The sequence below is a fragment of the Celerinatantimonas marina genome (genome assembly GCF_046054165.1).
Classification (GTDB): Bacteria; Pseudomonadota; Gammaproteobacteria; order Enterobacterales; family Celerinatantimonadaceae; genus Celerinatantimonas.
This window is the reverse complement of sequence record NZ_JBFNXK010000002.1, coordinates 180,334-200,614: the sequence shown is the minus strand read 5'-3', so window position 1 is coordinate 200,614 and position 20,281 is coordinate 180,334. Positions and strand designations below refer to the sequence as shown.

Genomic DNA, 20,281 nt, shown 5'->3' with positions numbered 1-20,281 from the left:
TCATGACCAATCAATATACATCAGATGCGATTGAGGTTTTAAGCGGTTTGGATCCGGTGAAACGCCGTCCGGGCATGTACACTGAAACCGATCGTCCGAATCACTTGGCTCAGGAAGTCATCGACAACAGTGTTGATGAAGCGCTGGCGGGTTATGCTCGGAATATTGTGGTGACGTTATATGCCGATCAATCGCTCTCGGTCGAAGATGATGGTCGGGGAATGCCTGTTGATATTCACCCTGAACAAAAAGTGAGTGGGGTCGAGCTTATTTTTACTCGGTTACATGCCGGGGGCAAATTTTCTAATAAAAATTACCAATTTTCTGGTGGCTTACATGGGGTCGGAATTTCAGTAGTCAATGCGCTTTCACGGCGGGTTGAAGTTGAAGTGAAACGAGATGGTCAGCGTTATCAGATGGCCTTTGAGCAGGGGGATAAAACTCAGGAACTGACGGTTGTCGGAAGTGTCGGCAAACGAAATACTGGGACGACGGTTCGTTTCTGGCCAGAGGTCAGTTATTTTGATTCCCCTAAATTTCTAGCCTCGAAATTGGCGCATTTGTTAAAAGCCAAGGCCGTATTGTGTCCGGGGCTCTCAATCAAATTCATCGACGAAGTTAAAAATGAAACGCAAGAGTGGTGTTATGACGATGGCTTATCGGATTATCTGACGCAGGCGTTACAACAGTGGGAAAATCTGCCCGCTATTCCGTTTACTGGCCAGTTAAGTGACGGCATTGAACAGGTTGAATGGGCTCTAAGTTGGTTACCTGAAGGGGGAGATAGCTTGAATGAAAGTTATGTCAACTTGATCCCGACGCCTTTAGGTGGAACCCATGTTAATGGACTGCGGCAGGGACTGTTGGAAGCCATGCGGGAATTTTGTGAATTCCGGAATCTGATGCCTCGCAATGTGAAACTCAGTCCGGATGATGTGTGGGAACGTTGTAGCTATATTTTGTCGGTGAAAATGCAGGATCCACAGTTTTCAGGGCAAACCAAAGAGCGATTATCGTCCCGACATTGTGCCGGATTTGTCAGTGGTGTGGTTAAAGATGCCTTTAGTTTGTGGTTGAATGCCAATACTGCTGAAGCAGAGCAGTTGGCCGAATTATTTATTAACAATGCGCAGCGACGGTTACGGGCCGGGAAAAAGGTTATTCGGAAAAAAGTAACCAACGGACCGGCACTTCCGGGAAAATTAACGGATTGTTCCACTCAGGAACCTTTGCGAGGTGAGCTGTTTCTGGTTGAAGGGGATTCTGCGGGGGGCAGTGCCAAACAAGCTCGGGATCGTGAATATCAGGCCGTGATGCCACTTCGCGGGAAAATTCTGAATACATGGGAAGTCGATGGCGGAGATGTGCTGGGATCTCAGGAAATTCATGATATTTCAGTGGCAATCGGGATCGATCCGGACAGCCAGCAGTTAGATAAACTGCGGTATGGCAAAATTTGTATTCTGGCAGATGCTGATTCAGATGGCCTGCATATTGCTACACTGTTATGCGCATTGTTTGTGCGGCATTTCCGAGCGCTAGTGGAACAGGGACATATCTATGTGGCGATGCCTCCGTTGTATCGTATCGACGTGGGTAAAGAAGTCTTTTACGCGCTGGATGAGGCCGAAAAAGAAAGTATTCAGGCGAAAATAGAGCAGGGTAAGAAACGGGGCAAAGTGAATATCCAGCGTTTTAAAGGATTAGGTGAAATGAATCCTCCCCAACTGCGGGAAACCACGATGGATCCAAATACCCGTCGCTTAGTGCAACTGACCATTGATGATTATCAGGATACGCTGGATTTAATGGATTTGTTATTGGCTAAAAAACGTTCCTCTGATCGCCGAGACTGGTTAGAGTCAAAAGGAAATATGGCGGTGGACCTCGTATAAGCGGAGCCTGATGTGGTTAAGAATGTCTATGTGGGCGTTTTAAATAAGACAGGGATTCTGCTGTCGGGATTATTGTTTTTTATATTTTCGGGGTTGATTATCCTGAATTATATGAACATTCGCAGTTTTTTTGAAATTGAACGTTCCGAGACTATTAAACATCAACAGGTTTTATTCGGTCAGTATTATCAGGATGTACACGCCCGGCTAAAATTACTCACTCAGGCTATTTATCGGGATTATCCTGAACCGCAGTGGGTTCAGTATGCCGGAATGTTGCGGCTTCGGGTCCAGGATGATTTAGGATTACCCTTGCAGGATCTGTTGCTGATCAATTCACAAGGCAAGTTGTTAACAGAGACGCGTAAAGCCCGTTCGCTCACTGGCATTTTAGATTGGTTTAACCAGCATGAGGATCAGAATTGGCTACTGGATTGCCGGGAGCGTTGCAATGTGTATTTTAAAATCATTCTGAAACTGCCGAAATATTCGGATCAACTTATCTATGGCATTGATGCGGTGACCTTGTTTGATGGTTATCAGTCGAGTCAGTTTCATCAACATTTCTTAATTGGTATTCCGAATCCGAAACAGGTTGCGTTGCTCTATTCCAGTACGGTTATCAGTAATCGGCAAGGACAATTACTGAATCAGATTACTCCAGAAGAGCTTAAGTCCGGTTTGCGGGAATTGATTACCGATGAGCATGTTTATGAACTCTCTAGTTTTAAAATCGACAATACTACCTCGGAAATGCCGGTTTACTATGTTCAATTTAACCCTATTGAAGGGTTGATCCATCATTTTCAAGAGGCCAACCGCAGTAATATTTTTTACGGTGTGGGGTCTTTATTGCTGGCCTTGTTACTACTGATCGCTTTATTAAAAGGGCCATTATTTCGGATTCGACGATTGACCAATGGGCTGCCAATGTTGGCCACATCCAACCATCGGCAATTTCGACAAGCGATCAGTCAGAATCGTCATCGGTTGTTGGTTGATGAAACCGATCAGCTGGGAGAAGTGGCTATCCAGCTCTCACATCAGTTGGAAAATTTGGAAAACCAACTGCATTCCCGAGCTGATCAGCTGGAATGGATTGCCGATCATGATTATTTAACGCAATTGTCAAATCGCCGCCATTTTGAACAGCGGTTGACTCATTATCTGAATCAGAAGCAAGCCGGGTGTTTGCTGAATATTGATTTAGATAATTTTAAGTATGTGAATGATATTAGTGGTCATGGCTGTGGCGATGAAATGTTGATTCAGGTGGCTAATACATTGATTGGTTATTTGCCTGAATCGGCCGTGATTGCCCGGATTGCCGGGGATCAGTTTGCGGCATTTGTTTTGGATTTGAATCTGGCAACGGCAGAAGCGATGGCAGAACGAATTACCCAACTGGTGAGTGAGATTTCACTGGCGGGCTATCACACCATCCATTCGACATCGGTGAGTATTGGTATCGTTGCTTCGCCTGAGCATGGAACCAGTTTTTTTGAACTGATGAGTCGTGCGGACATTTGCATGTTTCAGGCTAAAAAAGAAGGTAAGCATTGTATTGTGGTGTATCAGTCGAATGAACTGAGCAATGAGATTGTGCAGAATCACTATTGGCTGGATATGGCGCAACATGCGATTGAACGGCAACAGATGCGGCTGTACTACCAGCCTATTTTAGATAATCAAACGGGTGTGATTCGTCATTATGAAGTGCTATTACGGATCGTGACGGAAGATGATCAGTTGGTTTCTCCTTATGATCTGATCTTAGCGGCGGAGAAAAACGGTTATATTAGCCAGATCGATTTGTGGGTGATTCAGCGGGCTTTAGAGCAATTGTCGACGAATATACAGCATGGCATTGATGATATGATCGCGATTAACTTGTCGGCGCGTTCGTTTTGTAGCCGAAGTATGATCAATCAGATTATGAGTGAATTTGAGCAGCGTAAAATTCCAGGGAATAAAGTGATTTTTGAAATCACTGAAACAGCCGCATTGCCGAATATCGAGCAGGCGAAAGAACACATTCAGTTATTAAAACAATTGGGATGTGCGATGGCCTTAGATGATTTTGGCGTGGGTTATTCTTCGTTTCATTCCCTGCGCGAGCTACCATTGGATTATATTAAAATCGATGGTTCCTTTGTACGAGATATTCTGGAAAATTCCAAAAACCGGTATTTTGTCCGGGCGTTGTCATCCATTGCGCAGGATATGGGATATCAGACCATTGCCGAGTTCGTTGAATCAAAACCATTAGCCGATTCATTAAAAGAGTTAGGGATTGATTTTATTCAGGGATATTATATCGGCAAACCCCTGCCCGCGAATCAGATTTGGAGTATGCAGCGTACGGCTCAGGTGTTGTCGCTGCGTTCGGAGTAGCTTGTCAGTCAAGTCGGTTGTCGCAATTCTATTTATTTAACAAAAGGTATTCAGCATGAGTGATATGGCTGATCTCAGTCTTGATGGTGTAGAACGCCAGCCATTACGGGTCTTTACCGAGCAGGCCTATCTAAACTATTCAATGTACGTCATTATGGATCGGGCCCTGCCACACATCAGTGACGGATTAAAACCGGTTCAGCGGCGTATTATTTATGCAATGTCTGAGCTGGGGCTTTCGGCGACGACTAAATATAAAAAATCAGCCCGTACCGTCGGGGATGTTTTAGGTAAATATCATCCACATGGTGATTCGGCTTGTTATGAAGCAATGGTATTGATGGCTCAGCCATTTACCTACCGTTATCCATTGGTCGATGGCCAGGGAAACTGGGGGGCTCCAGATGATCCTAAATCATTTGCCGCCATGCGATATACCGAAGCGCGTCTTTCAAAATTTTCTGAAGTTTTGCTGAGCGAATTAGGTCAGGGAACCGTCGAATGGGGGCCTAATTTCGATGGGACACTGCGTGAGCCGCTGATGTTACCGGCTCGATTGCCCCACATCTTACTCAATGGGATCACGGGGATTGCGGTGGGAATGGCAACCGATATTCCACCGCATAACGTGCGGGAAGTGGCATCGGCCTGTGCTTATCTGCTGGATAATCCCAAAGCCAGTATCGATGAGCTGCTCACTTTTATCAAAGGCCCGGATTATCCAACGGAAGCTGAGATCATTACCCCGGCTAAAGAGATTGCCAAGATCTATAAGCATGGGCGGGGATCGATAAAAATGCGGGCCGTGTATCACGATGAAGAAGGCGAAATCGTGATTACGGCATTACCACATCAGGCTTCTGGCTCGAAAATTTTAGAGCAAATCGCCGGTCAGATGCAGGCGAAAAAGCTGCCGATGGTCGTGGATTTACGGGATGAGGCGGATCATGAAAATCCAACTCGTATTGTGATTGTTCCTCGTTCCAATCGGGTAGATACCCAGATGTTGATGGATCATCTGTTTGCCTCGACGGATCTGGAAAAAAACTATCGAGTCAATATGAATATGCTGGGGTTGGATCGACGGCCTCAGGTCAAAAATATTCTGCAAATTCTCAGTGAATGGTTGGAATTTCGTCGGGATATTATCCGGCGACGTTTACAGTACCGGCTCGATAAAGTGCTGGCTCGGTTGCATATCCTTGAAGGGTTGCTGATTGCATTTTTAAATATCGATGAAGTAATTGAAATCATCCGCACAGAAGATGATGCCAAAGCCGCACTGATCAGTCGTTTTCAGTTATCAGAAAAACAAGCTGAAGCGATTCTGGAAATTAAGTTGCGGCAGTTGGCTAAACTGGAAGAGATTAAAATCCGTGCTGAACAGGATGAGTTATCGGCAGAACGAGACAAGCTGGAAAAATTGTTAGGCTCGGATAAACGGCTGAATACGCTAATGAAAAAAGAGATCCTAGCTGATGCACAAACTTATGGTGATGAGCGGCGCTCTCCCTTAGTCGAACGCAGCGAAGCGAAGGCTCTGAAAGAGAAGGATCTGGTTCCGACGGAACCCATTACGGTTGTGCTTTCTAAAATGGGCTGGGCCCGCAGTGCTAAAGGCCATGAAATTGACGGCAAAGGACTGAGCTATAAAGCGGGCGATGAGTATCTGAACTGTGCTCAGGGTAAAAGTAATCAGCCAGCCGTATTTATTGATAGTAGTGGCCGGAGTTTTGCTCTGGAGCCTCATACTTTGCCTTCGGCTCGTAGCCAAGGGGAACCGTTGACCGGACGTTTTGATTTAGCGGCGGGCGAAAGTTTTAGCCATGTGATCATGGCTGAAGAATCAGAACGGTTTTTACTTTGCAGTGATGCTGGATACGGATTTATTTGCCAATTTAGTGACATGGTCAGTAAAAAGCGCAATGGGAAGGCACTATTGACGGTTCCCGAAGGTGCCAAGGTGTTGGAACCTGCACCGATCATGCATATGGAAACAGATCTGTGTTTGACCATTTCAAATGAAGGTCGGATGCTGGTATTTCCGATTACCAGCTTGCCAGAGCTGTCTAAAGGTAAAGGGAATAAAATTATTGGTATCCCCTCGACACGGGTGAAAAATCGTGAAGAGTTTGTCAAAGTTATGCTGGTGATCCCGGAAGAGGCTTCGGTGACTCTCTGGGCGGGTAAACGCAAGTTGACATTGAAACCTTCGGATCTGGAACATTATCGAGGTGAGCGTGGGCGGCGTGGAAATAAATTGCCGCGGGGTCTGCAACGGGTTGATGGCGTGGAAGTTGAAGCATTACCCGCGTTAGATGGATCGCAAGCATCGTGATCATTCTCAGGCTTGTTCGGTTTTCTGGCTACGCGTATACTCGCACGCAGCTTTGAGATTGGGCATCGGGATCTTGTTTGGAATGCTGTAAGCGATGATTGATCTTGCCGTAAGATGCTTAGGCTTCAAAGTCGGTCATCATTTATGTGATGGGAGTCGGATTGGTGGGTATCAATCCAATATCTTATATTTTCAGTGTAAGGAGTCTTTCGTGGATCAACAACAACAGATGACCGAACAGTGGCAGGATGAAACCGATGCCATTATTCAGGAATTACTCGATGATGGGAGTGATCCGGATGCCATCTATACTATCGAGCATCACTTTGCCAGTCGTGATTTTAAGGCACTGGAAAAAGCGGCTGTTGATTGCTTTAAAGCAGGGTATGAAGTCACTGATGCTGAAGAAATCGAGTTAGATGATGGGGCTAAAGTCATGAGCTTTGATGTCATTGTCGAAATGGAGCTATCGGCTGAGCAGATTAAAGAAGATATTGCCGAGTTAGTGGCGTTGGCTGCGAATGATCATGTGTTCTATGATGGCTGGGGCACTTATTTTGAAGGGGATGAAGGGGATGACGAAGAACCTGAATCCGAATCGGATTAACCGTTCTTTATTCCCGTATCACTCATAACGCCGTTGTCGCGGCGTTATGAGGCATGTTTACTTTCCGGATGCTCTTCGCACAAGCGGGCAATCCATAAATCCAGCTGATTCATGAGTCGTTCCGTTGCTATAGCAACAGGCTCAATATCGTCATCACCAATAGAGAAATAGCGGAATTTCATTTTAAACTCCGGATAATACGCATCGACCAAGGGTTGATGTTCACGTTGATCCATGGCAAAAATATAATCACTTTGTTCAAGTTCTTCATAGGTTACCGACTTCGGAGCGCGTTCAATGGCTCGTCCGGTAATCGCTAGATGATCGAGAATATTGCGGACATGAGCTGCGATGGTGCCTTTGTTTCCGGTATGACTCAGATCCTGCAGTAAAGCTCGGGAGCTGGCTCGATAGGGGAGATTCAACCGAGCAGCCCAATAGTTAAAATATTCTTCCGCTAAGCGGCTGCGGTAATAATTCCCGGTACACAGGAACAGGACTTGTTTCATAGCGTCGGCCTCTTCGAAAAAAGCGGAATAGTTGAACATAACAAAAGAATATGAATTTTATGTTTCTGCATGTGTGTTTGGTGTCGTTCTTGTTTTTGAGGAGAAGGCGCGGATTGGCTACCTCAAATGCACTAAGAATGAGCATATCGAATCGATGTGCTCTACATCGGTTCTCCGTTGTTTGTCGGGTGGATATCGTCCACCTTGTCAAAAGTGACTGAAATTCAATCATTAAAATGCAATACAACCTTGGTTAAAAAGCTTCTGTATACAGTCATTCAAACTATGTGCCTAAAAGACCCTATCAATAACAGGGGAATGAGTTCGTGTAGGAGTGGGAATTTTATCTTGCAATTTCATAATGGTTCTGGAACGATGACAGCCATAACTCATGGTATGGGTTATTTCATTGCCTTCGTATAACCCCATTAATATGGTATGGGGGTCTCTACCAGGATCCGCAAAATTCTGATTACGAGGAGTAAAGCAGCGGGCTTTTCTCTTTGTATGGATCGTTTTACTTTCTCTGAGTCATGGCCTGCTTCTTTCTGAAAACATAATTGAGCCATTCGTGGTCGCGTACCTGAAGAAGGATAAATGATGAAGCGTTTTATTCACAATTTGCCCAAAGTTGAACTGCATTTACATATTGAAGGGAGCCTAGAGCCGGAGTTGATGTTTGAATTGGCTCAGCGCAATCAGGTCGCCATTCCATTTTCTAGTCCTGAAGAAGTTCGTGAAGCCTATCAGTTTAGCAATCTGCAGTCGTTTCTGGATATTTACTATCAGGGGGCTCGTGTTCTGCTCCATGAACAGGACTTTTATGATTTGACCTGGGCTTATTTATTGCGTTGCCAGCAGGACCGGGTGTTGCACACGGAAATCTTTTTTGATCCGCAAACACATACCGAACGAGGAATTGCATTTGATACGGTCATTCATGGGATCTGTCGGGCTCTGGCTCAGGGAGAGCAAGAACTTGGGATCACCAGTCAATTAATCATGTGTTTTCTGCGGCATTTGGATGAAGAAAGTGCTTTTGCCACTTTACAAATGGCGGAGTCGCATCTGGATAAAATTGTAGCCGTAGGGCTCGATTCATCAGAGCTGGGACATCCGCCTGAAAAATTTGAACGGGTATTCGCGCGGGCACAGGCCATGGGCTTAAAAACGGTGGCACATGCCGGTGAAGAAGGTCCTTCGCAAAATATCAAAAATGCGATTGAGTTGCTAGGAGTGTCTCGGGTCGATCACGGCGTTCGCTGTGTGGATGATCCAGCCTTGGTGGAGCAGCTTTCGTTGAGTCGAATGCCTTTAACGGTTTGTCCACTTTCGAATATTAAACTGAAAGTGTTCGAAACGATGGATCAGCATAATTTGATGCAGCTCTTAGACCAAGGGTTATGCGTGACCATTAATGCAGATGATCCTGCCTATTTTGGGGGTTACATGACCGATAACTTTTTAGCGGTGGCCGAAGCGTTGCCAATGAGCAAAGCTCAGGCGGCACAGTTGAGCTTGAATGCGATTGAAGCCAGCTTTATCGATCAGCAACTGAAACAGAAATACAGCCAGTTAGTGACCGATTATCTCAATAGGTGTTCCTAATTGTGCTTCACCCCAGCCATAGAGATTCGTGTGATAAGCCGACTCACCGCATCAGAGATGACGCGGTAGAGCCCCAGTATTAGACATTATTTAGCGTCTGCTGAGGAGTGCTTGATCGATAGCCTGCTGTAGATGGCCTTGGTTTTGCTTGAGCAACGCTTCGGCTTCCTGATAGGAGAGCTGAGTCTTATCGATCAAAATGGCACATTTGACATTGCCTTGAGCTTGCTCAAGTAGTCTCTCGGCATGAGCAGCCTCACATGGGCAGGCCTGCATGATGATGCGTAAGGCTCGGGCTTTGAGTTTCTGATTGGTGGCTTTTAAATCCACCATCAGATTCTGATAACTTTTGCCAATTTGGATCATGCTGGCGGTGCTGAGCATGTTGAGGACCATTTTTTGTGCCGTTCCGGACTTTAGCCGAGTTGAACCGGTTAGGACTTCCGGGCCGACCTTTGGCGCAATCACGATATCTGCCTGTTGATTGATCGGAGCCTTGGGATTACAACTCAGAGCAACCGTGGTAGCGCCGATCTGCTGGGCATAGTGCAGTGCCCCCATGACATAAGGTGTACGGCCGCTGGCTGCAATTCCAACGACCACATCATGAGAGGTGAGTTGCTGTTTGCGTAAATCATCAGCACCCAGCTGTGCATTATCTTCAGCGCCTTCCTGAGCGATAAACATCGCGTCTTTTCCACCGGCTATGAGTCCCTGTACCTGCTGTGGTTCGCTACCAAACGTAGGTGGACATTCACTGGCATCGAGCACGCCCAGACGACCACTGGTTCCGGCACCGATATAAATAAGCCGCCCCTGCTGACGAAATGCAGCGGTGATCGCATCGACGGCTCGGGCGATCTCGGGGAGTTCCTGATGGACGGCTTGAGCCACCAGCTGATCCTGATGATTCATCAGAGTAACAATCGATAGACTATCAGCCTGATCGATATGCATGGAATCCGGATTGCGAGCCTCGGAGGTTAGCTGGGCCAGTTCGGCGATAAGTTGCGATTGATCCATGAGGTCAGTGTTTCCTGTCAGTGATTAATACGAGTAAGTGGCAGCGCTATAAAGGATCCGCTAAAAAGATGCCACCTAAAATAGCCGGTCGACTGGCTCCGGTGACATCGGTCAGATTCCCCGGACGGTGGAGCATGGTTTGCCGGGCCAGCCAGGCGAAGGCCATCGCTTCCATCATATCGGCACTGATCCCGACCTGATCGGTGCTCTGGACTTTCCAGTTGGGAAGTTGCTGTTGTAGCTGTTCCATTAAGGCCCGATTATGCGCGCCGCCGCCGCAGACGAGCAAACGCCCACAAGCGTAGCGATCAACTTCGTGGGTAATACTGATGGCGGTAAAGGCCAGTAAGGTCGCTTGCACATCAGCAGCCGATTCCTGACCGGTTAAATATTGGCGCAACCAGTCCAGATGAAAGAGTTCTCGACCAGTGCTCTTGGGCGGTGGCAAAGCCAAATAAGGTGTTGCCAGAAGCTGCGTGAGCAAATGGGGTAGAGTCTGTCCACTGGCTGCCCATTGGCCATCCTGATCAAAGGGCTGAGCCAGATGGTGTTGGATCCAACTATCCATGAGCATATTGCCGGGGCCGGTGTCATAACCGAGGGTTGGCTGGCCCGGTTGCAGCACGGAAATATTAGCAATGCCTCCGATATTCAACACGATTGTCGTTTGCTGTGAGTCGGCAAACAACGCCTGATGAAAAGCTGGAACCAGTGGCGCTCCCTGACCATGCAACGCCAGATCTTTACTGCGAAAGTCGGCTACGGTTGTGATACCGGTTTTTGCTGCAATCAGGCTGGGGTTATTCAGTTGTAGACTAAATGGGTGCTCACCTGAAGGTTGATGAAATACTGTTTGTCCGTGACAGCCCAGAGCCTGAATGTGTGCAACCGGGAGTTTCAGCCTTTGGCAAAGGGTGTTGGTACAGCTTGCATATTGCTCAGCAAGCTCGGTGGTGACGGCTCCCAGTTGGCTGACCGGCAGGGGCTGATCCAGTGCAATCTGATAGAGCTGGTGGCGAAGCTGGGGAGGCATTTCCCCATGATAATGGCCCAGGAGTCGGGGTGGATGGTCACGAAAATCCACGGCGACGACATCGATACCATCCAGACTGGTCCCCGACATCATCCCTAAATAAATCTCTGACGTGCTGCTGTGATCCATAATAAGAACCGATCATAATCGATGAACTATCTTAACGATTCATCGCTGAACTTACCAACTTATGTGGTTTGTGATCTGAATGTGAATGGCCGTTACAGATAGGTATAGCGGTATTCACTCAAGCATAAAATAGCCATGGCTTGACCATAGGGCATGGACGTCAATGGTATATTCCGGTAGTAATCCAGATCATTTCCCATGGCGGTGCCAAAGGAAACATTAAGCAGTTCTCCTTCTGGGTTGATATAACGGCTGACCAGCGCTTCTACCGCGCGTCGGGCCGGACCGGCATACTCTCGATCCAGATAATTTTTGCGTACGGCTTTTAGAATGCCATAGGCAAAGCCTGCGGTGGCTGATGTTTCTAGATAGCTGTCTGGATCATCGAGTAAGGTATGCCACAGGCCACTTGGATCCTGACAATGAATGAGTGTTCGGACTTGTTGCTGTAATAACTGCTGTAGATGGCGGAAAAAGGGATCTTGATGCGATAAATCCAGCAGCTCCAGTAATTCCGGGATCGCGATGGTGATCCAACTGTTGCCTCTGGCCCAGCGGGCTTTGGCAAAGTGATGATGCCCTTCAAAGTTCCAACCGTGAAACCATAATCCGGTTTCTGCATCCATGAGATATTGGGCATGAATGAGAAATTGATATTTGGCTTCTTCGATGTAATCGGGCCGTTGTAAAACCTGTCCCATTTTAGCCAGAGGCAGGGCACTCATCATCAACGTATCATCCCATAGCTGTTGGGCATGTTCATCCGTATAGGTGATATGCTGCAGTGCGCCGCCTTGAGTTCTGGGCATCTGATGCATAACATAATCGGCCCAACATTCTAGATAACTGCGGTATATGGGGCTCTGAGTCTCCTGATAACGATAGGCCAGGGTTAAAAAAGGGCAGACGGTATTGACGTTTTTAGTGACTGATTCTTGGCTAAACTGATGCTCAAACCAATGATCGATCTGCATCAAAACTTTTTCATCCGCAGTTTGTCGGTAATATTGATACATGCCATACAATCCAATGCCATGCGTCCATTCCCAACCTAACCAGCTTTTGGTATCGATTGTGCGCCCATCATCGAGATGTAGCAAAAATTCGCCCTCGTTATCACGAATATGTACCAGATTTTCGATGAGTTGTTGAACGGTTTGTTCCAGAACTTCCCGGCTAAATGGATGAGAGGTCTGGCGAAGCAGAGCACTGTGTTGAACGGGATAGATTGTCATAAATACCTCAACAGATAATGTGAATATTTCTTGGGTCGTGTTTGGAAATATTCGAGTAGAGCCATGCATCAGGGGGCTATTGGTCTTTGGGCTGATGGACCGTTAGCACTGCCATGACCTGATGTTTTCATTCATATATCACTGATAGCAAAACATAACTGAGATCCGCTCTATTTTTTCGGATAGAAAGAAAACCCATTACAAAATGCTTGCGAGGGGGATAGGCTATTGAAAAATGTGGTATTAAACAGGATCTGCGAGAGTGGGCAGCATGCGGTATGCCGATATTGGTATTGGACACATCGTTCGTATTTGGTAAATGATAAGAATCTGTAGCCTATAAATTTATATGAGGCATATAGTCAATCCTGCATCGTTTATATATGACATTTTTACGACTATTAATAAAATTATTATAAATAATCATTATTAATCTTCAGGATCCTAAATGATGCAATATAACAAAGTTATTTATTTGTTGGGTCATATCAGAAATATCAGTGGAAATTTTCAGAAATAAAGGATCGTTTAGGTTGGATAGAATCGATGGTGAGCTCTGTCAGCTGATGCATATAATCCTACGCAGGTTCCTCATATTGACTGAGATAAGTCTGACATCCAAAACCTGCGTAGTGAGCCGTTAATAAATTTAAAAATGATACATAATTCCGGCGCTGGCAGAGAGCGCATAGTCTGAGTCCACCATGGGACTGTCGGTAATATCATTATTATAAAAAGTGTATTGACCGTTGAGCTGAGCAATCCAGTTTTGCGTGATATGATAGCGGGCCGTCAGGCCGATCGTTGGGAATAAGCCCCCATCAGCTTGATAACTGGATAATCCACTGCGAGTTGCTTCACCGGAAGAGATACCATAATAGTATTGGTTTTGATGTTTACTATTATATTGTACCGAAAGGCTTGGGATTAGTGTCAGTGCCCCCTGCTGGATTGGGTATGCATAGCCGATTTTGCTAATCCATCCGTTACTGTGGCTGAACACATCATACATAACAGAGGCTTGCATCCTGCCGGCCCCAGTATTGAATGTGATTCCTAACCCGCTATAAACAGAGGGTTTGCGGTGATCGAGTAGCCGCATCTGATGATTATCACTATCGTGAGGTTTGAATTCAGTTCCTGAATATTCGGCAAAGAGATTGATCTGAAATTGCTGATTGGGACGATAAAGATGAATCCCTCCTTGCGTGGTATGCAGATATAAGTATTGGGAGTCGGCCGAGATGAGCGGCATGACAAAACCTTTAGAATCAACACCTTTATAAGGAGAAGAATTCGTTCCTCCCATTAGACCCAATGAAAGATCTGCTGCCATAATAGGGGCTGATGAGCATAATGAAACAGATAAAATAATACCAACAGCTTTTATATTCATGATGTTCCTTATTCATAATAATAGGCGAGTAGCAGAACAATATTTATTTATAATCAGTCGATTGGTAATCGTTATAGTATAAATAGATTTGAATATAATATACTCAAAATAGTTCCGCAATAGCTGTCATATTTTGTAATCCCATGTTCATTTTAATCCCTTTATAGAACAGTTGTTGGGAGGCTTGAATAACGGGTGATGGTTGGGCCATTGCCGATAATGTGTAACGTAGATCTTTTTCGATTAATTCAATCGGAAACAAAGGGGCGGTTTGATGTTGCAACATTAATGATAAATTGCGATCCGCAATGGGACTCCAAACGGCTGTATTGGCGACGGCTTGCATTATTTTATCTGGATCGACGTGTTGCTGGCGTAGCATTCCGATAAGTTCAGCGATGGCCGCTACCTGGATCCCCATGAGGGTATTGGTACAAAGTTTGGCTAAAGCGCCACAGCCAATCGTTCCAGTATGTTGAATTGTTGCTCCCATACATTGTAAGACCGGACGACAACGTTCTAATAAATCCGGATGTCCGCCGACTAAAAAAATCAGTGAGCCGTTTTCGGCTTGGGGACGAGAACCTGAAACCGGGGCTTCTAAAAAATCAATATGCTGTAGTTGGGCCTGTTTCGCTAAAAATTTGATCCCATCTACTGATAAGGTTGAACTTTCAATGGCCAGAGCACCGTCTTTCATTCCCGCTAGAGCCCCTGTTTGGGGATCCAGCCAAATGTCTCGGGAGGCTTCATCATCTCGTACAATTGAAATGACCACATCGGCATCACTGACTGCCGCTTTAGGTGTTGCCGCAGCGATAGCACCTTGGGCGACTAATGCATCAGTTCGACTGGCTGTTCGATTATAAACGGTCAGTGGGTATCCTGCCGCCAACAGGTGAGACGCCATGCGTTCACCCATCGCCCCTAAACCCAGAAATGCTATTTTGTACATCGTCTCTCCCTGGTGCAAAGATTATTGAATCAGCCGTTAGCGGCACCGTATCGTTTATATCCAGAATAAATATTTCAGAGCATCGATAGCTTGTACAAATCGTATACGAACAATCTAGCAAAGTTATAGGGGGCTGGAAATGCTTGTGGCCCGAATTGGATTTTTTTATTCAGAGAATTGGGGTGTAAGCGTATTCCCTTAGGCGGTAGTGAAACATCGGATCATTCATTCTTCAGCGTTGAATTGTGTTTAAATAAAATGCGTTTTGAGCGCAACGTGGTTTGTGAACATTCATTGGTTACACAAATGGAGATTCATGATTCAAAGGGGCAAAAAATCACGAAAGATCCGCGCTCTAACAGGGAACAGGTCAATGTGTGAGTATTTATAGACGATCGGTCTAAATTCACGATAGAATGATGATTATTTCACCGATAAAGTTGGAGCGATGATGTTTAAAGCACTTTTAGTTGATAAAGTTGATGAGCAGTATCAGGTCTCAGTACGTGAGTTGGATGAAGATGCCTTTTTTGAAGGTGATGTAACCGTTTCGGTCGCTTATTCATCACTTAATTTTAAAGATGGTTTAGCGATCAGTGGTCGTTCACCGGTCGTTCGGCGTTTCCCGATGGTTCCAGGCATCGATTTTGCCGGAACGGTTGAAAATAGCGAGCACCCCGATTTTCAAGTTGGCCAGAAAGTTTTTATCAACGGTTGGGGCTTGGGGGAAAAACATTGGGGTGGATTGGCGCAAAAGGCCAAGGTTTGTGGTGATTGGTTGTTACCGCTTCCGCAAGGTTTGTCTGAGTATGATGTGATGGCGGTAGGGACGGCTGGATATACCGCCATGTTAGCGGTGATGGCGCTAGAAAAACAGGGCGTGACACCGGCATCGGGGCCCATACTGGTAACCGGGGCTAATGGGGGAGTCGGAAGCTTTGCCATTGCCTTTTTGGCTAAATTGGGATTTCAGGTGACCGCTTCGACCGGGCGTTTGGAAGCCGCTGATCGATTGCGACAATTGGGGGCCAGTGAGGTGATCGATCGTCAAAGCCTGTCAGAAAAAGGACGTCCGTTAGGCAAAGAGCTCTGGGCTGGGGCGATTGATTCGGTGGGAAGTTATACGTTGGCCAATGTGTGCGCAGGAACGCAATATGGAGGGGCTGTCGCGGCTTGTGGGTTGGCGCAAGGGATGGATTTTCCAGCGACAGTTGCACCGTTTATTTTACGGGGGATTACGCTATGCGGTATTGATAGTGTGATGTGTCCTTTGGAAAAACGTCGTGACGCTTGGGAGCGGATCGCTCAATTGGTCGATCCGGCAATGATTGATGCCATCAGCACTCAAATTACTTTTGAACAGTGTATTGAACAAGCCTATGCACTCTTGGATGGGCAGGTTCAGGGGCGGTTAGTTGTGGATTTAAGTTCAGTTAACTAGCTGATGTTAAAAATTTTATTGTAGATTTTTAATAAAATAGCTCCAGAACTGATCCAGTGGCTGGGTTGATTTAAAGAGTTTGGCTCGCATGACGGCACCTTCCCAGCCGGACCAGAATAGTTCGGCCATCTGTGTCTCGTCGATATCGGCTCGGATGTTTTGGCAGGCTTTGGCTTGGGCCAGACAATCAGCAATTCGCTGTTGCCAATCGGCCAGGATTTGTTGCAATTGCTGAGCAAACTGCTCTGAAAGTTGTGGAACTTCCTGCAGCATATTGCCGACCAAACAGCCCCGGCAGAATTGATAACGAGCCATTCCGGCTTTGGCATCTTCGACAAAGTTGGCGAGTCGCTGTAATGGAGGATGCGCTTCAATCCCCAGATGTTTATCCAGTTTATGGGCAAAGTAATGGCCATAAGCTTCCAGCACCGCATGTCCAAAGGCTTCTTTATTGGCAAAATAATGATAAAACGACCCCTTGGGCACATTTGCTTTTTTGACAATGGCATCGACGCCGGATCCCAAATAGCCATAGATGGTCAATAATTCAACACCACTTTGAATCAGAACTTGACGCGTATCATCGTAGCCCCGCTCTGATTTCGGCGGTCGACCTCGTTGGCGTTTTATCGGCACTACAGCTCCTTATCTGAAAGTTTAGTGGTCTATTTAAACGCATCCTGAACCTTGTTGCACCTAGTTCGCTAATTCTAAAAGCTGCATCATTCGTGTCGTTTGTAAAAAGTGTTTAATTTGAACGAAATTCAAGCATTAAAGGAGAGGTCTCTTTAATGATATAAAACTCATAATTTGTTCTTTTTTTATGCATTCCTGATTTGCTGGATCGATATCCCTTTTCTAGACTCAGTATAAAGTGGGTTTGCTTAGGACATAATATGAATCTGCACTCGATTCGAATTAAGATGATGTTTCCGATCTTGTTTTTGGCGGTGATCTTGGCGGCATTGCTGCTGTTGATGCTGTATATGAATACAGAACAGCAAAAAGCATTAAAAATACAATCTGAGCATTATTTTGAAGCTATTGCGGTTGTACTGAACGCGGATCGGGATTTATATCAGGCCCGGCTCGCGAAAGAAATGATTATTACCAATCAGGGTGAACAAGCTGACAATCAGAAGGAATTCGATAGTAATGCTCAGCAAGTGCTTGAACGGTTTCATAAATATCGAGAATATCTGGCAGATGAGCCTGATATTGTGACTCAGTTTCAGGCGTTTGATCAGCAATATCAGAAGTGGTTAACGGCGAGTCGGGTGATCCAGTCCAACTATCAGTATCGTCAGCAGATGTCCGGTACCATGATGGTACTGGATCAGCAGTTCGGTATTATTCGCAATATGTTGGATAAAGCGGGAGAAGCGTTACGCAGTAAAGCTCGACAACTAGAAGGTAATAAAATATCCGTGACCGATTTAGATCACTTTGTCGAAGCCATTACTGAAATTTTAAATGCAGATCGGGATATTTATCAGGCCCGATTATCTCTGCAAAAAATGGTCGGACATGTCGGAAATTTTGATGCTAATAAAGACACGTTTTATACCAATGTGCGGCAGGTCATTCAGCGATTTAATCGCTATCGCAGTGAGCTGGTGGATTATCCGGATTTAACTGCACCTTATGATAATTTCGATATGTTGTTTAATGAGTGGTTCCAGCGTAGTGACACCATGGTTAAATCGCTGGCAGAGAAAATGGGTCAGCAGCAACAGCAGGATGAGCAAGATGATAACGCAGATCAACAGTTCGCTGATCTGCGAAGTATATTGGATAAAGCCGGGGAACTGGTGCGGAAACGGGCCCGAAGTGCGGGTAAAGAAATGATCGAGAAAATGGCGCATATGGAACAGACCGCAGCTGTTGTGATGGTTGTTGCCTTCCTTATCGCGCTGGGATTCGGTTATTTTGTACCTTTGCGGATTACTAAAAATGTAAATGGGATTACTCGGCGGATTAAAGAGATCGCTGAAGGTGATGGTGATTTAACACAGCGGATTAATTCCCAGGCCAAAGATGAATTGGGGGCATTGGCCAATCAGTTTGATGATTTTGTGGAGCGGCTTCGCACGATTATTCAAAGCGTGAGTGATCAATCCAGAGCTCTGGGCAGTATGACCAATGAATTGAGGGAGGTCTCTGATAAAGCCGGTCATATCACACATGGTTTGGTGAGCGCATCAGAGCAGATCGTCAGTGCCGCGAATGAAATGACCATGTCTAATCAGCAAATGGCCGAGATGGCCAAAGTCTCCGCCGATGAGGCGGATCGTTCGAGTGCTCTGACCACACAGGGCAGTGATGCCGTACAGTCATCCAGTAAGGCCATTATGCGTCTGGCCGATGATATTGCACAAACACTGACGCGTTCCAATGAACTAGAACAGAGTTCGGTGGATATTGCATCGGTATTGGGTGTGATCCGGAAGATTGCTGAACAAACGAACTTGTTGGCACTGAATGCGGCGATTGAAGCGGCTCGGGCCGGAGAACAGGGACGAGGATTCGCGGTGGTCGCTGATGAAGTGAGAACACTGGCGAATCGAACTCAGGAAAGTACCAATGAGATTGAAGCGATTATTGAAAAACTGAAAAATAATGTCACGGCGTCATCGCAAGCGATTCAAACCAGTCGGGGAAATGCGGATAAAACCATTGAAACCTTTAAAGAAGTTGATGAAATCTTTAATCGTCTGACTACTTCGTTTAAAGAAGCACAACAGATGGCTCAGCAAACATCACAAGCGACTCAAGAACAATCGACAGTCTCACAATCGATTATGGAAAACTTGTTGGGTTTGAAGGAACAGACCGATGGGGTGGAAGATGTCTCCAGTTTGATTCGAACACATTCACAACATATTACAGAACTCTATCAGCAGCTAGATAAGCAGGTCGGGAGTTTTAAAGTATAAGTTAAGTCATCACGGATGAAATAGGGGGCTGGTTGGCCCATCTCTTGATTACCTTTCCGGCTTAAGAGACTGGGCCAGTTGTAACCTTCGAGGATGGTTTGTCGTTTGACGCCATCTTCCCATAATTTCCCCAGCCGTTTATTTTTGTTTACTATCTTTCTTGCCCCTGTCCACCGCTTGGCAAATCTTAAGATCCTTAAAAACCCCACCCGGCCTCCCCTTCAAAAGGGGAGGTGTTCAACTATGATGGAGAAATCTCACCAGTCCATGTTCTTCCTCTCAAGGGAGGCGCCACACCAATCTATTCTTCCTCTTTTCAAAGAGGAGCTAGAGGGGTGTTAAATTTGAATAAGTCCACCAGTCTGTACACGCCCCACCGGCCTCCTCTTCAAAAGGGGAGGTGTTCAATTATGATGGAGAAATCTCACCAGTCCATGTTCTCCCTCTCAAGGGAGGCTCCACGCCAATCTATTCTTCCCCCTTTTCAAAGGGGAGCTAGAGGGGTGTTAAATTTGAACCAGTCCCCCAGTCTGTACACGCCCCATCGGCCTCCTCTTCAAAAGGGGAGGTGTTCAATTATGATGGAGAAATCTCACCAGTCCGTGTTCTTCCTCTCAAGGGAGGCGCCACGCCAATCTATTCTTCTCCTTTTCAAGGGGGAGCTAGAGGGGTGTTAAATTTGAATAAGTCCACCAGTCTGTACATCTCCACCGGTCTTTCCTTAAAAAAGAGAGGGGCTAAATAGTAATGGGAAAGTCGCAATGACTTGTTCTGACCCTTTT

14 protein-coding genes and 1 riboswitch are annotated in these 20,281 nt (G+C 46.0%); of the genes, 7 read left to right on the top strand and 7 right to left on the bottom strand.

All coding sequences use genetic code 11. The features are described from left to right. The first annotated feature begins 2 nt into the window (after positions 1 to 2). From parE to rraB, 4 genes are all read left to right on the top strand, one after another. Entirely contained in the window at positions 3 to 1,895 is a 1,893-nt protein-coding gene (parE, locus tag ABUE20_RS03290) for a DNA topoisomerase IV subunit B (RefSeq protein ID WP_408618404.1), read from the top strand. Positions 1,896 to 1,907: 12 nt separating this feature from the next. Then, positions 1,908 to 4,289, top strand: a complete 2,382-nt coding sequence (locus ABUE20_RS03285) for a putative bifunctional diguanylate cyclase/phosphodiesterase (protein ID WP_408618403.1) — start codon at positions 1,908 to 1,910, stop codon at positions 4,287 to 4,289. 55 nt (positions 4,290 to 4,344) lie between these two features. Continuing rightward, a complete protein-coding gene (gene parC / locus ABUE20_RS03280) occupies positions 4,345 to 6,627 on the top strand; it encodes a DNA topoisomerase IV subunit A (RefSeq protein WP_408618402.1) in 2,283 nt (760 codons plus the stop codon). 229 nt (positions 6,628 to 6,856) lie between these two features. Next, on the top strand, positions 6,857 to 7,234 hold the full coding sequence (gene rraB / locus ABUE20_RS03275) for a ribonuclease E inhibitor RraB (protein ID WP_408618522.1): 378 nt from the start codon (positions 6,857 to 6,859) through the stop codon (positions 7,232 to 7,234). A gap of 44 nt (positions 7,235 to 7,278) precedes the next feature. Here rraB and ABUE20_RS03270 read toward each other — a convergent pair whose 3' ends face one another. Beyond that, positions 7,279 to 7,743 (bottom strand): arsenate-mycothiol transferase ArsC, encoded by a 465-nt coding sequence (locus ABUE20_RS03270; protein ID WP_408618401.1) that lies wholly within the window; start codon positions 7,741 to 7,743, stop codon positions 7,279 to 7,281. 395 nt (positions 7,744 to 8,138) lie between these two features. Continuing rightward, positions 8,139 to 8,238, top strand: a riboswitch (purine riboswitch). Between the two features lie 105 nt (positions 8,239 to 8,343). On the opposite strand from ABUE20_RS03270, the gene ABUE20_RS03265 reads away from it, so the two are divergent. Further along, a complete protein-coding gene (locus ABUE20_RS03265) occupies positions 8,344 to 9,351 on the top strand; it encodes an adenosine deaminase (RefSeq protein WP_408618521.1) in 1,008 nt (335 codons plus the stop codon). A gap of 90 nt (positions 9,352 to 9,441) precedes the next feature. Here the strand turns inward: ABUE20_RS03265 and murQ are convergent, their stop codons facing one another. The 5 genes from murQ to ABUE20_RS03240 form a co-directional block, all read right to left on the bottom strand. Further along, positions 9,442 to 10,374 carry an N-acetylmuramic acid 6-phosphate etherase gene (murQ, locus tag ABUE20_RS03260; RefSeq protein ID WP_408618400.1) on the bottom strand — a complete coding sequence of 311 codons (933 nt, stop codon included), beginning with the start codon at positions 10,372 to 10,374 and terminating at the stop codon, positions 9,442 to 9,444. Positions 10,375 to 10,420: 46 nt separating this feature from the next. Beyond that, complete coding sequence (locus ABUE20_RS03255) at positions 10,421 to 11,536, bottom strand: anhydro-N-acetylmuramic acid kinase (protein WP_408618399.1); 1,116 nt, start codon at positions 11,534 to 11,536, stop codon at positions 10,421 to 10,423. Positions 11,537 to 11,628: 92 nt separating this feature from the next. Beyond that, positions 11,629 to 12,771, bottom strand: coding sequence for a beta-galactosidase BglB (gene bglB, locus ABUE20_RS03250; RefSeq protein ID WP_408618398.1), 1,143 nt, complete (start codon positions 12,769 to 12,771; stop codon positions 11,629 to 11,631). Positions 12,772 to 13,420: 649 nt separating this feature from the next. After that, on the bottom strand, positions 13,421 to 14,167 hold the full coding sequence (locus ABUE20_RS03245) for a MipA/OmpV family protein (protein WP_408618397.1): 747 nt from the start codon (positions 14,165 to 14,167) through the stop codon (positions 13,421 to 13,423). Positions 14,168 to 14,270: 103 nt separating this feature from the next. Then, complete coding sequence (locus ABUE20_RS03240; RefSeq protein WP_408618396.1) at positions 14,271 to 15,122, bottom strand: NAD(P)-dependent oxidoreductase; 852 nt, start codon at positions 15,120 to 15,122, stop codon at positions 14,271 to 14,273. Positions 15,123 to 15,573: 451 nt separating this feature from the next. Between ABUE20_RS03240 and acuI the strand changes: the two genes are divergently transcribed. Beyond that, positions 15,574 to 16,563 carry an acrylyl-CoA reductase (NADPH) gene (acuI, locus tag ABUE20_RS03235; RefSeq protein ID WP_408618395.1) on the top strand — a complete coding sequence of 330 codons (990 nt, stop codon included), beginning with the start codon at positions 15,574 to 15,576 and terminating at the stop codon, positions 16,561 to 16,563. A 15-nt stretch (positions 16,564 to 16,578) separates the two neighbouring features. On the opposite strand, the gene acuR is transcribed toward acuI, so the two are convergent. Next, positions 16,579 to 17,199, bottom strand: a complete 621-nt coding sequence (gene acuR / locus ABUE20_RS03230) for an acrylate utilization transcriptional regulator AcuR (protein ID WP_408618394.1) — start codon at positions 17,197 to 17,199, stop codon at positions 16,579 to 16,581. Between the two features lie 260 nt (positions 17,200 to 17,459). Here acuR and ABUE20_RS03225 point away from each other — a divergent pair, with 260 nt between their 5' ends. After that, positions 17,460 to 19,499: a methyl-accepting chemotaxis protein gene (locus ABUE20_RS03225; protein WP_408618393.1), complete on the top strand. Its 2,040-nt coding sequence runs from the start codon at positions 17,460 to 17,462 to the stop codon at positions 19,497 to 19,499. The last annotated feature ends 782 nt before the right edge of the window (positions 19,500 to 20,281 follow it).